The sequence below is a fragment of the Clostridium hominis genome (genome assembly GCF_014287825.1).
GTDB classification, from domain to species: domain Bacteria; phylum Bacillota; class Clostridia; order Clostridiales; family Clostridiaceae; genus Clostridium; species Clostridium hominis.
The window spans coordinates 278,272-292,014 of record NZ_JACOOO010000001.1; the positions used below are offsets into that span (position 1 = coordinate 278,272).

General features: G+C 26.7%; 14 protein-coding genes and 1 pseudogene. 10 read left to right on the plus strand and 5 right to left on the minus strand.

The genetic code is table 11. From position 1 onward, the window contains the following. Window positions 1-79: 79 nt before the first annotated feature. Window positions 80-808 (minus strand): YwaF family protein, encoded by a 729-nt coding sequence (locus H8S20_RS01400; protein WP_042281774.1) that lies wholly within the window; start codon window positions 806-808, stop codon window positions 80-82. Window positions 809-953: 145 nt separating this feature from the next. Between H8S20_RS01400 and H8S20_RS01405 the strand changes: the two genes are divergently transcribed. The 6 genes from H8S20_RS01405 to scpB all read left to right on the plus strand — a co-directional run bounded on the left by H8S20_RS01405 (window position 954) and on the right by scpB (window position 5,588). After that, window positions 954-1,901, plus strand: a complete 948-nt coding sequence (locus H8S20_RS01405) for a CobW family GTP-binding protein (RefSeq protein ID WP_186859100.1) — start codon at window positions 954-956, stop codon at window positions 1,899-1,901. Between the two features lie 14 nt (window positions 1,902-1,915). Further along, the gene (locus tag H8S20_RS01410) at window positions 1,916-2,539 is read left to right on the plus strand and encodes a GTP-binding protein (protein WP_186859101.1); all 624 of its coding nucleotides are present in this window, start codon (window positions 1,916-1,918) and stop codon (window positions 2,537-2,539) included. Between the two features lie 19 nt (window positions 2,540-2,558). After that, window positions 2,559-3,473: a permease gene (locus H8S20_RS01415; protein WP_032118866.1), complete on the plus strand. Its 915-nt coding sequence runs from the start codon at window positions 2,559-2,561 to the stop codon at window positions 3,471-3,473. 12 nt (window positions 3,474-3,485) lie between these two features. Then, complete coding sequence (locus H8S20_RS01420) at window positions 3,486-4,145, plus strand: TIGR03943 family putative permease subunit (protein ID WP_186859102.1); 660 nt, start codon at window positions 3,486-3,488, stop codon at window positions 4,143-4,145. A 68-nt stretch (window positions 4,146-4,213) separates the two neighbouring features. Further along, window positions 4,214-4,978, plus strand: a complete 765-nt coding sequence (locus H8S20_RS01425) for a segregation/condensation protein A (protein ID WP_032118864.1) — start codon at window positions 4,214-4,216, stop codon at window positions 4,976-4,978. Then, the gene (gene scpB / locus H8S20_RS01430) at window positions 4,971-5,588 is read left to right on the plus strand and encodes an SMC-Scp complex subunit ScpB (RefSeq protein WP_032118863.1); all 618 of its coding nucleotides are present in this window, start codon (window positions 4,971-4,973) and stop codon (window positions 5,586-5,588) included. Before H8S20_RS01425 ends, scpB begins: the two co-directional genes overlap by 8 nt. Window positions 5,589-5,694: 106 nt before the next feature. On the opposite strand, the gene ytfJ is transcribed toward scpB, so the two are convergent. Continuing rightward, a complete protein-coding gene (gene ytfJ, locus H8S20_RS01435; protein ID WP_032118862.1) occupies window positions 5,695-6,120 on the minus strand; it encodes a GerW family sporulation protein in 426 nt (141 codons plus the stop codon). After that, a complete protein-coding gene (locus tag H8S20_RS01440) occupies window positions 6,110-6,700 on the minus strand; it encodes a DUF2953 domain-containing protein (RefSeq protein ID WP_051986902.1) in 591 nt (196 codons plus the stop codon). Before H8S20_RS01440 ends, ytfJ begins: the two co-directional genes overlap by 11 nt. A 136-nt stretch (window positions 6,701-6,836) precedes the next feature. Between H8S20_RS01440 and H8S20_RS01445 the strand changes: the two are divergent. The 4 genes and pseudogenes from H8S20_RS01445 to H8S20_RS01460 form a co-directional block, all read left to right on the plus strand. Continuing rightward, window positions 6,837-7,763: pseudogene (locus H8S20_RS01445) on the plus strand (D-alanyl-D-alanine carboxypeptidase family protein); the annotation flags it as partial. 472 nt (window positions 7,764-8,235) lie between these two features. Continuing rightward, a complete protein-coding gene (locus H8S20_RS01450; protein ID WP_032118861.1) occupies window positions 8,236-8,838 on the plus strand; it encodes an NUDIX hydrolase in 603 nt (200 codons plus the stop codon). A gap of 19 nt (window positions 8,839-8,857) precedes the next feature. Continuing rightward, window positions 8,858-10,192: an APC family permease gene (locus tag H8S20_RS01455; RefSeq protein ID WP_186859103.1), complete on the plus strand. Its 1,335-nt coding sequence runs from the start codon at window positions 8,858-8,860 to the stop codon at window positions 10,190-10,192. A gap of 122 nt (window positions 10,193-10,314) precedes the next feature. Further along, window positions 10,315-11,046 (plus strand): hypothetical protein, encoded by a 732-nt coding sequence (locus H8S20_RS01460; RefSeq protein WP_032118859.1) that lies wholly within the window; start codon window positions 10,315-10,317, stop codon window positions 11,044-11,046. A 305-nt stretch (window positions 11,047-11,351) separates the two neighbouring features. Here the strand turns inward: H8S20_RS01460 and H8S20_RS01465 are convergent, their stop codons facing one another. Further along, entirely contained in the window at window positions 11,352-12,980 is a 1,629-nt protein-coding gene (locus tag H8S20_RS01465) for a recombinase family protein (protein ID WP_186859104.1), read from the minus strand. Between the two features lie 264 nt (window positions 12,981-13,244). Next, window positions 13,245-13,673 carry an ImmA/IrrE family metallo-endopeptidase gene (locus tag H8S20_RS01470; RefSeq protein ID WP_186859105.1) on the minus strand — a complete coding sequence of 143 codons (429 nt, stop codon included), beginning with the start codon at window positions 13,671-13,673 and terminating at the stop codon, window positions 13,245-13,247. Between the last annotated feature and the right edge of the window lie 70 nt (window positions 13,674-13,743).

A 13,743-nucleotide genomic window follows, 5' to 3' on the forward strand; every position in this document is an offset into this window, starting at 1 on the left:
TAAATAAATACATAAAAAAAGTCAGCTTTGCTGGCTTTTTTATTTATAGTTTATAATTTAGTATTTTATGAAGATATTTTTATTTCATTAATTTATAGCTATACTTTAATATAAAGTACCATAACAACATAATTATAAGAAAGAGTATTTGAAGGTTTATAAAATAGAAATATCCTTCACCAACGTAAGATAAAATAGAGCCTTTTGCAGCTTCATTTGAGGTAAAGCTTACAAACATATAGTTTGTATTGTAAATCTCATTAAATACACCAAGTGAAAGACCAAGTATTTCCGTTATAAATATAACTTTTAAGGTATCTTTAATAGTTATGCTATATTTATAAATGAACATAAAATAAATAGGAATTATAATAATAGAAATATGACAAATCATAAACTGATAATATCTAAAATACTTAAAAGAAAGATCTAACTCAGGAGCTAAAAGGCTACTTAGTCCCCCTAAGATACCGGTAAATACAACAAAATTAAATATCTTCTTGTTTTTATTAAAGCATAATATTATACAAAGAATGTTACTAATAAAACAAATGTGAAGAGGAAGATTAAATACTGTTATTCCATTACTACACCATTCTAATATATAGTAAATTGAAAGAAAAATTAAGGATATTATTCCACAATAATAGCGAAATTTTTTATCTAACAATTTATTATTTCTGATTTTATCCCTGTTAATGTAAAGTGTAATTATTAAAACTATAAGAATAAAAATAGGAATAATTTTTTCAATTAAAGTTATTTCATAATTTACATCTATGTTACTCAAACTAAAAAATTTACTCATAAGCACCACCTTAATATAAGAAATATTATATTAAAGTATATAAAGATAAGATTACAATATGATAAAAATATTCTCATTAAACATATTTATAATATTCGAGACATAAAATGGTTTAAGGATAGTAATTTTAATTTGTGGAGTGGAAATGAAGGTTAAGGTAGATATATTTTCAGGTTTCTTAGGAGCAGGTAAAACAAGACTTATTAAAAAACTAATTAACGATAAGTATTATAGAGAAAAAATAGCTATAGTTGAAAATGAATTTGGTGAAGTAAGTATAGACGGTGCTATTTTAAGAGAAACAAATACTGTTATTACAGAAATTAATTCAGGTTGCATTTGTTGCCAGGTAAGCGGAAACTTTAAAAAAGCAATATCAAATATTATCAGTAATTATGAAATAGATAGGCTTATAATTGAACCTACTGGAGTTGCTAAGCTTAGTGAGTTAAAAAGAGTATTTGAAGAGAAAGAACTTAATGAAATTGTAGAGGTAGATAAGCTTATAACTGTAGTGGATGGTGAAAGGTTTTATATATATTTAAATAATTTTAGAAAGTTTTTTGTAGATCAAATAAAAGCTGCAGATGTAATTGTGATTAGTAGGTCTCAGTATTTAGATAAAGAAAAATTAGAAAAAATAGTTACTGATATTAATGGTTTAAACAAAAAAGCTATAGTAGTAGATAAGGAATGGAGTAAGGTAAGAGCACAAGAACTTATTCCTAAAGGAGAATATAATCAAAAAGAGTATAATAAGGTTTTTAGGAGAGCTTATGTTAAGAGTAATAAAGGTGTATCAGCTTATAATGATTCTGCTGAGGATACCTTCCAAACATTTGCAATGAGTATAAGTAGATCAATTTCAAAAAAAGAGCTTATTAGCAAATTTAATTTTGTGGCTAATACAAATAGTTTTGGTGAAATTATAAGAGCTAAGGGAATAGTAAAGCTTAATGATGAAACTATGAATCAATTTGATTTTTCTCTAGATGAGTTTTCAATTGAAACTGTAAGTTATGAAGGAGAAGGAATTATATCTTTTATAGGAGTAGATTTAAATAAAGATGAAATAACGAAATTTTTTCAGTAATGATAGGTGGAATTATGAAAGTTAAATTAGATATTGTAACAGGTTTTTTAGGCAGTGGAAAAAGTGTATTTATAAACAATATTATTAAGGAAACGATCACGAAAGATGAAAAAGTAGTGGTTTTACAATTAGAAGATGGAGAAACAAAGATTAGTAATAATTTTACTAATGTTAAAACTTTTATGTACAGTGATGAAATTGATAAGTTAGATTGCTGTATAAGTAGTATAGTGGATGAAGAAAAGTGTACAAGGATTATAATAGAGTACAATGGAACAGAAAACTTTGAAGAATTACAAAGTACATTAAGTAAAACTATTGTGCGAAAAAAATGTAAAATAAACGATATCTATTTTATAGCTGATGCCAATGTAATAAAGTCATATATTTTAAATATGGGAGATTTTATTATTCCTTCTCTTGAAAAGAGTAATTTAATATTTATAAATAACTGCTTAGGTAAAGAAATAGATAAAATTGAAGAAATAGAAACCTTAGTAAAAAATATAAATTTAAGCGGTCATATTTTAAAGTGTGATAATAATGATGATGTAGGTAGAACTATAAGAGAAAGTAATTTATTTAGTAAAAAGAGGATTAAGAAATTTTATATGAACATAAGGGGAGAAAAAAATTAAATTTTAGAGAAGGTGTGATATGGTGGATACAAGTATTTTAGAGAGTTTTATATGGAGCTTTTTAGGTATAGTGGTAGAATCATTACCATTTATCATAATAGGCTCCTTAGTTTCTGCAATTATTCAAGTATTTTTAACAGAAGAATTAATAAGAAAGTTTATACCGAAGGTAAGTATATTAGGGTATCTAGGTGCTATTCTTTCAGGAATACTTTTTCCAATATGTGAATGTGCAATAGTACCAATTACTAGAAGTTTAATAAAAAAAGGGTTACCAGTAGGAATTGGGATAAGCTTTATGCTTGCAGTCCCTATAGTCAACCCAATAGTTATCATGTCTACATATTACGCTTTTCCTAATAATATATCAGTAGTGTTATTAAGGACATTAGGTGGAGCGTTAATAGCATTAGTGGTTGGTTTAATTATGGGATATTTATATAATGGAAAAAAGAAAGAATTAATTTTAAAAGAAAATATAATGACAATTAGATGTGAATGCTGCGTAAGTAATAAATTTACAACTAGCAAAAGAGAAAAGATAATAAATTTAATAAATCATGGCTCAAATGAATTTTTAAACATTAGTGTATATTTTATAATAGGTGCATTTTTATCAAGTGTATTTGCAGCATTGATGAATAATGAAGTATTAGCAAGAATAAATACTAACAACTTAGTTGGAGTTTTATTTATGATAGCTCTTTCTTTTATATTATCGCTATGTTCTGAGGCGGATGCATTTGTAGTTAAAGGATTTTTAGATAACTTTGGAGTAGGAGCAATTGTAGGATTTTTGATTATGGGACCTATGATGGATTTAAAAAATGCATTTTTAGCTTTTGGAGTTTTTAATAATAGGTTTGCTTCTAGACTTGTTCTATTTATAACAATATTCGTTACAGCTCTTGCTTTACTTATATCAATAGTGTAAAGGAGGACGGATATGAAAAAATTTAATATCGATGAGTTTATTTGGTTTATGATTCAGTTAATATTAATTATATTAATGATATATTTAAAAGTTTCAGGAAAGATAACATACTTTATAAGTGGTAAAATGATGATTTATTTCAGTATATCAATACTAATATTGGTAGTATATACTTTAGCTCAAGCCAGCAAAATATTTACAGTAAAAAGTAGAAATTACATTACAGATAAGTTTTATCCGATAATGTTTGCAATTGCTCTATGCACAGTATTTTTATATATTATGCCTAATTATAAAAACTTGAAAGTAAGTGTAAATAGTGAAAGTATGATTAATGAAAATATATATGAGGGAATGATAGAAATAACTAATGATAATTATGAAATGCTTTATGATATGGATGAGTATGAGAATTCTGTAATTGAAATAGTTGGTTTTGTATATAAAAAAAATAGTGATAATGAGATAACTTTAGGAAGAGAAGTAGTAAGTTGTTGCCAATCTGATAAATCACTAATACAAATAAAAGTTAAGGGAATTAATAATATTAAAAAAGGTGAGTGGATTAAAGTAATTGGAAAAGTAAATTTTAATGATTCGATAAATTTAGAATGTATGAATTATGAAAAGGTGGATGAACCAATTGAAATATATTTTCATGAAAAGTTATAATGCTTGTTCTTTTACATTAAAATTGATATTATATTTATAGCATTTAACTGTAATGAGGTGATTTATATATGGAATTGCTAAAGATAAAAGTAGCAGATTTCGAAGGACCCTTTGATTTGTTATTACATTTAATTAAGAAAAATAAGATGGATATATATAATGTAGAAATATATAAAATAACCAATCAATATTTGGAATCTCTTAATGAGATGAAAGAGATGGATTTAGAGATAACATCAGAATTTGTAGTAATTGCAGCTACATTAATAGAGATTAAATCTAAGAAGTTACTTCCTAAGGTAAAAGTAGAAGAGGAAGAGAATGAAGAAGATATTGAAAAGCGATTAATGGAAAAGCTTATAGAATATAAGCGATTTAAAGGTGTTTCAGAGTTCTTTAAAGAAAGATATACAAGCTCTGGAGAGGTTTATAGTAAAAAGCCTGAAGTAATAGAAGAAATAGAAAAGACAGATGAAAAAGTTGCCGAGAGCTTTGAAGATATTTTTAAAAATATTACTTTACTAGATTTATATAATATTTATAATAGAATTCTTGAGAATTATCGAGAAAAGCAAAATGTTGCCAATGTGGTTCAAAAAAGAATATATGTAGATAAATATAAAATAGAAGATAAAATGAATGTTTTAGTTAAAAGGTTCGAAAATGATGAAGTAGTTGAATTTTCTTCTATTATGATGGAAAGTGAATGTAAAATGGAGACAGTAGTTACTTTTCTAGCGGTACTTGAGCTAATTAAAATAAGAGTAATAAAAGTTTATCAAGAGGATAACTTTGGAAATATACTAATGAAAAGAAGAAGGGAGAATGAGTAGGGTGGATGAAAAACAGTTTGAATTTGAAGAAGTTTCTATTAAGCCTAAAATAAAGTCAGCAATAGAGGCTATGTTATTTGTCAGTGGTGAGCCGCTACCGGCTAGAGAGCTAATATCTAACTTAGAAGTAGATAATAAACTTGTATTAGAAATAATAAATGAAATGATAGAAGAGTATAAAAAAGAAGATAGAGGAATTAGGTTAATTGAAATAAACGGTGGATACCAATTAGTTACTAAAGAAGAGAACTCTGATTATATTCAAAAGTTGCTAAAGAAAAATAGAAAGCATTCATTATCTCAAGCTTCTATAGAAAGTTTAGCTATAATTGCTTATAAGCAGCCAATTACAAGAATTGATATAGATGAAATTAGAGGAGTAAAGTCAGAATCTGCACTTCAAAGATTAGTAGAAAGAAATCTAATAAGAGAAGTTGGAAGATTAGAAGTTCCAGGCAGGCCAATACTTTATGGAACTACAGATGAATTTTTAAGACAATTTGGATTAAAAACGCTTAAAGAGCTTCCATCTTTAGATCTTTATGAGGATAAGGAAACTGAAGAAGCTATGGAATTATTAGATCAAGCTTTTAAAGAAATAGATAAATAAAAGATAGGAGAAATCCTATCTTTTATTTTTTGAAAATTATATTATTATAAATAAAAAGTGATTAATAAAGAAAAATATACAATAATAAGATATTTATAATTACTAATTAAAGATTATTATAGTTATCATCATTTAAATTGTTTAATTGCTCGTTGTTTGGTTTGAAAAAGTTTTTAACAGATTCTAATAAATCTGGAACTGAGTCTACAATTCTATCTACTGTTGTATCATAATCCATAGGTAACAATTTAACGCTGTCACCTCTTATAACTAAAAAAGCAACTGGCTTAACGCTTACTCCAGCACCAGATCCTCCACCAAAAGGATATTTGTCAAAATCATCTCTTTTAGCTAAGGTTCCAAATTCACTTCCGCCAGAAGCAAAACCAAATGAAACTCTAGATATAGGAACTATATAATTACCATCAGCAGTTTCTATAGTGTCGCCGATTACAGTGTTTACGTCTATCATATCCCTCAAATTTTCCATGGTACTTCTCATAAGATTCTCAAGTTCGTGTTTATTTTCCATAGCTTTGCCCTAAAACTATAGGGACACCTCCTTTTTTTCGCATCAAAAACAATATATATATAATTTGTGCAATATTAAATGTAATTATACAATTTATAGTTAAATTTATATTTAATTCATTTTTAAAGTTAGGATTTAATGAATAATTAAATTTTTTGACTTTAAAAAAATCAGAAAATATTTTAAGTAATATAAAGTTTAGATTACTTAAAAGACCATAGAGTGTTGCAGTAAATGCTGCATCGTCAAAACTATAACTGCCTAAAAGAGAAAACTTTATAGAAGGCTTAAATTTATTAGTTTGGAGTAGGGTATAGGCCTTTTTTATAGAAAATAATTTTTTTTTCTTTTCTTTATTTTCAGTTTTAGGATTATTATTTTTTCCTTCTTTCTTCTTTTTATTAGAAGAGTTAGATTTACGATTTAATATTTTACGTATTATACCATCAGTTTTAGAATAAAGATTTATTCTATATAGCTTTAAATAATAATTTTCATTACTATAATGAGCAATAACCTTTATTGGAATTGGTAATAAAATTATGAAAATGAAGAATACTAAAATTATAAATAAAATCATAAAAATCTCTCCTAAACTCTTTTATGATTATATCCAAAAAAATGAAAAATAAACAATAAAATTTATATTGTATTGGGATTAAAAAATAGATTTTTGAAAAAACTAGATATCAGATGGATAAATGGAGGTGAATAGAATGAATAGGAAAATAATTTCAAGAGTAATATGTTCAATTCTATTAATTATGCAAAGTTATTCTATTTGCAGTGCTAGTATTTTATTTGAAGAAGACGTTGAAGGTATGGAGGATGAAATAATAATAACAGAAGATAGAGAAATAAATGATGTAGATAATACCTTAGTTTTAGATAAATTAAGGGTAAATGCTAGAAATGCTATTGCTATAGATGGAACAACAAGACAAATTTTATATGAACAAAATTGTTATGAAGTAGTTCCAATGGCAAGTACAACAAAAATCCTTACAGCTTTAGTGGCTTTAAATGAAAGTGACCTAAATAGAGAACTTACAGTAACTAAAAATGCTGCAAGTATTAGAGGATCAAAAGTAGGATATAAAGCAGGCGAAAACATTAAACTAAGGGAACTCTTATATGGGTTAATGCTTAAATCAGGAAATGATGCAGCTATAACAATTGCTGAAGGTCTTGGGGGAAGTATTGAAAACTTTTCTAAAATTATGAATCATTATGCTACTAGTTTAGGATTAACTACATCACATTTTGAAACTCCTCATGGATTAGATAGTCAAAAACATTATTCATCAGCTTATGATCTAGCTATATTAACTGCAAAAGCTATGGAAAATGATACTTTTAGAGAAATTTGTGGAGAAAAGTTAATTACACAAGATAAGTATGATTTTACAAGAGAGTATCAAAATATAAATAAAATACTATGGAAAATACCTGATGCAAATGGTGTTAAGACTGGATATACAGGTGGAGCAGGAAAATGCTTAGTTTCTTCAGTTAAATATGAAGGAAGAAATATTATTATAGTAGTATTGAATTGTAGTGACAGATGGAATGTTACAGAGAAAATATTTAATTATGTTTGCACTAACTATAATTTTAAGAAAGAAAGTAGTAGTGAAATAATTAAGTCAAATGCTATTTCAAATTTAGGTTCTATTGTTGAAGATGCTGATTTTCAATATGGAGCAAAAGAAGAAGCAAATTTAGAAGTTGAAGTTTTTAAACCTATAATGAATATAGTTAAAGGTGATATTATAGGAAAGATATCCTTAAAAGATAATGACAAGGAAAATTTAAAACAAGAAATTAGAAGTAATAAAAATATTTCTAAAGATAAATATAATAGAGTTTTATCTATGAATTATTATGAAAATAAAGATACTAGCGAAAGTTAGTATCTTTATTTTTTATGAACTTTACTACAGATATTGTACTAAAATGAACTTTAACTTATATAGTTTGATTATAATTAGGAATAAGAAAACGATATCCTAAAAAAAGTGTTAAAAAATAAAAAAAAATATTCAAATCTTGGATGTATTAGTATACAATGTTAAGTAATAAATAAATGGATAATAAAATGAAAGGAGATAGATCATGAAAAAGACTAAAATTAAAGATGTTGAAGTTTTAGCTAAAACAAAATTTTTAAGTTTATATAATGCAAAATATGAAAATAAAAATGGTAAGGAAAAAAATTGGACTATTGCTTCACGAAAAGGAAGTGAAGTTTTGAATGAAACTTTAATCCAAGGATCAGAAGATAAAGTAGATGCTGTAGTAATAGTAGCTTTTCATAAAAGAGAAAAAAAACTAGTGTTAGTTAAGCAGTTTAGAGTACCAATTAATGATTATATATATGAACTTCCAGCTGGATTAGTAGATGATGGTGAAGAAGCTATAGTTTCATTAAAAAGGGAATTAAAAGAAGAAACTGGTTTAGATATTGTGGAGATTATACCTGGGCTTGGAAGAGATAAAGTTTATTTATCACCAGGGATGACAGATGAATCAGTAAATTTAGTTTACTGTACATGTGATGGTGAGCTTTCAAAAGATGGTTTAGAAGAGGATGAAGATCTTGAGCCATTACTAATATCAAAAGAAGAAGCTAAAGCTATATTGCAAAGTGATAGTAAAATAGACATTAAATGTCTTATGGTTTTACAATCATTTATTAATATAAATATAGATATTTAAAGAACAAAGGAGATTACTTATGAAGAAAAATGAATATGGTTTATTTACAGCTATTGCTATGATAGTTGGCGTAGTAATAGGATCTGGAATATTCTTTAAGAGTGACAACATTTTAGTTGCAACTGGTGGGAGTATTAGTTTAGGAGTTTTAGTTTTCTGTTTAGCAGCTATAGCTATTATTTTTGGAAGCTTAACGATTTCTGAACTTGCATCAAGAACTTCTCAGGCTGGAGGGGTTATATCTTATGCAGAAGACTCGTATAACAAATCAGTTGCATGTGCATTTGGATGGTTCCAAACATTTTTATATTTTCCAACATTAATTGCTGTAGTATCATGGGTAGCAGGTATATATATTTGTATGCTATTTGGATTAGAAAGTACATTAAATGTTCAAATATTAATTGGACTAGCTATTATAATAGTTTTATTTATTACTAATACACTTTCAGCAAAGTTAGGTGGATACTTCCAAAATGCATCTACTATAATAAAATTACTACCTTTAATATTCATAGCCGTAGTTGGATTAATATTTGGGGATGTATCTAAAGTATCATTTGCAGATATTACTACAATGCAATCAGCAGGGTGGATAACAGCAATTGCGCCTATAGCATTCTCATTTGATGGATGGATAGTAGCAACATCAATAGGGCATGAGATTAAAGATTCGAAGAGAAATTTACCTAAAGCATTAATTATTGCACCAATATTTATTTTAGTAGTATATATTGTTTATTTTGTTGGGGTATCTACATATTTAGGACCTGATGCAGTAATGAGCTTAGGCGACGGACATGTTGACTTAATTGCTAATAAGATTTTAGGGCCGTTAGGAGCAAAGATAATATTAATATTTGTAATAATATCAATTATTGGAACAGTTAATGGATTAATATTAGGGTTAATAAGATTACCTTACTCTTTAGCAATAAGAGAAATGTTCCCAAATTCTAAAAGGATTTCTAAATTAGATCAAAGAATAAACATGCCGCTAAACTCTGCATTCGTAGGTTTTGCTTTATGTATTTTCTGGACAGTAGTTCATTACTTAACTACAAAGTTAGGATTATTATCTAACTCAGATATTTCTGAAATATCAATTACTGTAAGCTATGTTATGTATATTTTTTTATATGTAAAAGTATTTAAACTTGGACGTGAAGGTGAAGTAAAAGGATTATGGAGAGGAACTATCAATCCTATATTAGCTACTTTTGGTTCATTAATAATACTTATAGGTAGCTTAGGAAATGAATTATTCTGGGTATATTCTTTAGTTTGTGGATTTGTAATTTTAGCTTCAATTGTTTTTTGGAGAAAGAGAGCTGGAGCGTTAGAATTAGCATAACAGATTAGTTTAAGAGAGATTAAATTAAATTTAATTTAATCTCTCTTTTTTTGTAATAAATAAAGTATGATAATAATAGATTAGTAAAGAGTGATAAAATAATTTATTTTGGAGGAATTAATATGAAATTGTTTGGGAGAGCAACAAACAGCATTGAAGAAAATGAAAGATTAACTCCAGAAGAGGCAGAAAAGAAGCAAGAAAATATACTAGACTTAGAAGTTATAAAATTTGTGATAAATGAGTTTCCACAAGTAGGACAAGATATTAAAGATGCATTAGAGAACTTAATAGATACATTGGATAAATCAATTGATATAATTGAAGATAAGTCTACTGAAGTGATAAAGGAAAGTAGAGATTACATACTTGGTAGAAAATATAGGGAAACTTCAGAAAAATTATATGAAATTAATAAAGATATAAATGAGTATGTAAATTGGATGAGTAAAAACTTAAAAAGGGATAATGAAAAGAATACAGAAATAGAAGAAACTAATAGCGTAATCAATAATTGTGAAAAGCTTAACGAGGAAGAGGAAGAAGAACATACAAAAGATGAGTTAATAAGAAAATTAATATTTGAAGATTTTACAGGATGTGAACCATATAAATTGAGGATTGAAGAATACGAAGAAGAAGTTGATGGATGGGAAGAGATGATAGTTAGAACTGCAGATATTCTTAATAAAAACTTTAAGTGCGATAAAAACTTTAGAAGTAGTAATGTAAATAAAGACATAGAGATAGTAAATAAAAAATCTAAACAAAATGATTCTAGAGATATTATTATTGAAATGCTAGAGGAACATAACATAAATCTTAATAATTTTTTAGTATATATAAAAGGATAGCTTATATTTTAATATAAATTAATAGTAAATATTTTGCTATAAATTATGAGAGAATTCATTAATAAGTATTAATGAATTCTTTTTAATTTTATAGAAAATATCAAACATAAAATATTAGCTAATAAAAAAATATAAAAATTTACAGATAGTAACATTTTATTACTTTGAAAATAATCTATATAGTGTATATAAATTAATTAAGGAGCTAGCATGTTTAAGGAAGCTATAGATTGCATTGATGCGGGTAGTGAGTATTGTCCTTGGACAAGCTAAAAGCTTCCTTTTTCCTTCAGATTCCAATCGATCTATGATTTTTTTTTATCATCATGGAAAAGAGTTAGATCTGCTTCTAAAGTTTCTCCATTCCATTTTATTTCTTTTATTATTGTTTGCAATAACAATCTCTTCTTAGTTACATCTTGAGATAGGTTAAAGTTGTTTTCAAAATTATCCAACATACTTATTATTAGTTCTAGATTTTTAATATCACTATTATAAGTATTATTTTCATTTGAAACATCATCTAAAGATGCTTTTAAAGTTTTTACCTCATCACTTAGCTTATTTATTTCCTGCATAATATAGTCACTAACTGTTTGATTTGGAGCAGAGGATAATTGTTTAACTAAGTTAGAGATTTGAGCCTCTTTAAGAGTAATATCATTTTTTAGAGAGTTTAACTGATTATTTTTGAAATTGTTTTGTTTTGATATATCTAATAAATCTTTTAACTTCTCATATAGATATTCTTTGTTATAAGCTGAGAGTTGACTAAGGACTATAGAATCTAATCTATCAACCCTAATATTTTTATTGCTACATTTTTTACCTCGACTATTATCTTTTGAACTACATGCATAATAGTCAAATCTTAAGTTAGGTTCTTTTTTAGACTTATGACCTTGCTTTATTATCATATTAGAACCACACTTATCACATTTAAGTAATCCTGTAAGAAGAGCATTATTACTTTTCCCAGTACCTAATCTTTTAACCTTTTTATGCTTATTCTTTTCTAAGATAGATTGTACTGTAATCCATTTATCAGCTTCAATAGTACCTTTATGTTTTGAGACAGTATAAATCCATTCAGATATATCCCTATCTATTGTGATTTTCTTTGTTTTATTATAACTAAGATACCCATTATCATTTGGATCTCCATAGACATTTATACCAAGTCCTTTAAGATAACTATGAGTCTCATCTGATGATTTTACATATAAAGGAGAAGTCAAAATTTTTTGAACTTGAGATGTTGACCATTCACCGCCATTTTTTCCTTTAAGCATTTTATCCTGGAGCCAATTTACTACTTGAGTGATAGAGTTAGTTTCTATATATTTATCATAAATTAATTTAACAACATCTAATTCATTTTTTATATCAGATAATTTCATTAGACTTCTTTCGTTGTAGTTTTCATCTAAGTACGTTACTCTTTCAGCAGTAAAGCCAAAAGGCTCTTGTCCGCCTAACCAACGCCCTGTTTTGGCTAGTTGAAGCATATTATCTCTAACACGCTCTGCGATTGTCTCACGCTCAAGCTGAGCGAATACGGATGATATATATATCATGGCTCGGCCCATTGGAGAAGTTGTATCAAAATTCTCTTTTATACTAATGAAGCCAATTGAATTTGCTTGTAACAATTCAAGAGTAGAGGAGAAGTCAGCCACATTTCTGCTTATTCTATCTAATCTATAGCATATAAGCATATCGAACTCGTTATTTTTAGCAGCTTTTACTAACTCCTGAAATTTAGGCCTATTTGTATTACCACCACTAAACCCCTCGTCTTCATATATTATAAACTCTACATCATTGCCATAATTTCTTATGTAATATTCTTGACACATCTCTATTTGGTTTTCGATTGATTCACCTTTACCTGTAAATACAGATTTTCTTGAGTATATAGCAACCTTTTTCATTATAGGCCTCCTTTACGTTTTAGTAAGTAAACTAAATAATATTGTATTATTTTTATACGTATATTTAAATATATGTTAATTGGTAATTTTATAAACATATATTTACAAACATAATATATTCCCACTTTATATCGAAAGCACGTTCTTTTAATGATTAAAAATAATAGTGTTCAGTGAACACATATTATACTTCGAATATATTGGGAATGTTAATTTTAATTTAAGGGTTGGTGCTCTGTGGCTCTCTAATATAGGCATTGTATATTATTTTTTAAATTTTAACTCTAAATATTTTATATCTATTCCAGTACATTCTGAAATTTTTTTTAATGAATATCCATCAAAGTATTCTAACAAAGCATCATCTATTAATAGTTCAGCAGCAAATTCATTAGCTTGATTTTCAAGTTTGTTTTGTACAAAAAAAGTTTTAGAACTATTAAAGTATACATTAGACTTGGTATGCAACAATGCATGTCCAAGTTCGTGAGCACAACAAAAGCATTTTTGTTCCTCTGAAAGATTTTCATTTATAAAAAATACCTTTTTCCTTTTATTATATGTATAATGACCTTCAATCTTACCTAGAGGCATTACATATACCCAAATACCTAAAAAATCACATAATTCAAAAGGATTATTAGTATTATATTTCTTTATTATTTTTTTTACTTCATTTTTTATATTTAACATTAAGCATTCCCCCACATAATTCTTATGAATGCCTACTAACCCTTGCCATCTTACAGCTAAATTCTTTTGT

Coding starts and splice junctions, on each gene's coding strand:
- H8S20_RS01400 (WP_042281774.1), bottom strand. CDS start 808: ATGAGTAAATTTTTTAGTTTGAGTAACATAGATGTAAATTATGAAATA.
- H8S20_RS01405 (WP_186859100.1), top strand. CDS start 954: ATGAAGGTTAAGGTAGATATATTTTCAGGTTTCTTAGGAGCAGGTAAA.
- H8S20_RS01410 (WP_186859101.1), top strand. CDS start 1,916: ATGAAAGTTAAATTAGATATTGTAACAGGTTTTTTAGGCAGTGGAAAA.
- H8S20_RS01415 (WP_032118866.1), top strand. CDS start 2,559: ATGGTGGATACAAGTATTTTAGAGAGTTTTATATGGAGCTTTTTAGGT.
- H8S20_RS01420 (WP_186859102.1), top strand. CDS start 3,486: ATGAAAAAATTTAATATCGATGAGTTTATTTGGTTTATGATTCAGTTA.
- H8S20_RS01425 (WP_032118864.1), top strand. CDS start 4,214: ATGGAATTGCTAAAGATAAAAGTAGCAGATTTCGAAGGACCCTTTGAT.
- scpB (WP_032118863.1), top strand. CDS start 4,971: ATGAGTAGGGTGGATGAAAAACAGTTTGAATTTGAAGAAGTTTCTATT.
- ytfJ (WP_032118862.1), bottom strand. CDS start 6,120: ATGGAAAATAAACACGAACTTGAGAATCTTATGAGAAGTACCATGGAA.
- H8S20_RS01440 (WP_051986902.1), bottom strand. CDS start 6,700: ATGATTTTATTTATAATTTTAGTATTCTTCATTTTCATAATTTTATTA.
- H8S20_RS01450 (WP_032118861.1), top strand. CDS start 8,236: ATGAAAAAGACTAAAATTAAAGATGTTGAAGTTTTAGCTAAAACAAAA.
- H8S20_RS01455 (WP_186859103.1), top strand. CDS start 8,858: ATGAAGAAAAATGAATATGGTTTATTTACAGCTATTGCTATGATAGTT.
- H8S20_RS01460 (WP_032118859.1), top strand. CDS start 10,315: ATGAAATTGTTTGGGAGAGCAACAAACAGCATTGAAGAAAATGAAAGA.
- H8S20_RS01465 (WP_186859104.1), bottom strand. CDS start 12,980: ATGAAAAAGGTTGCTATATACTCAAGAAAATCTGTATTTACAGGTAAA.
- H8S20_RS01470 (WP_186859105.1), bottom strand. CDS start 13,673: ATGTTAAATATAAAAAATGAAGTAAAAAAAATAATAAAGAAATATAAT.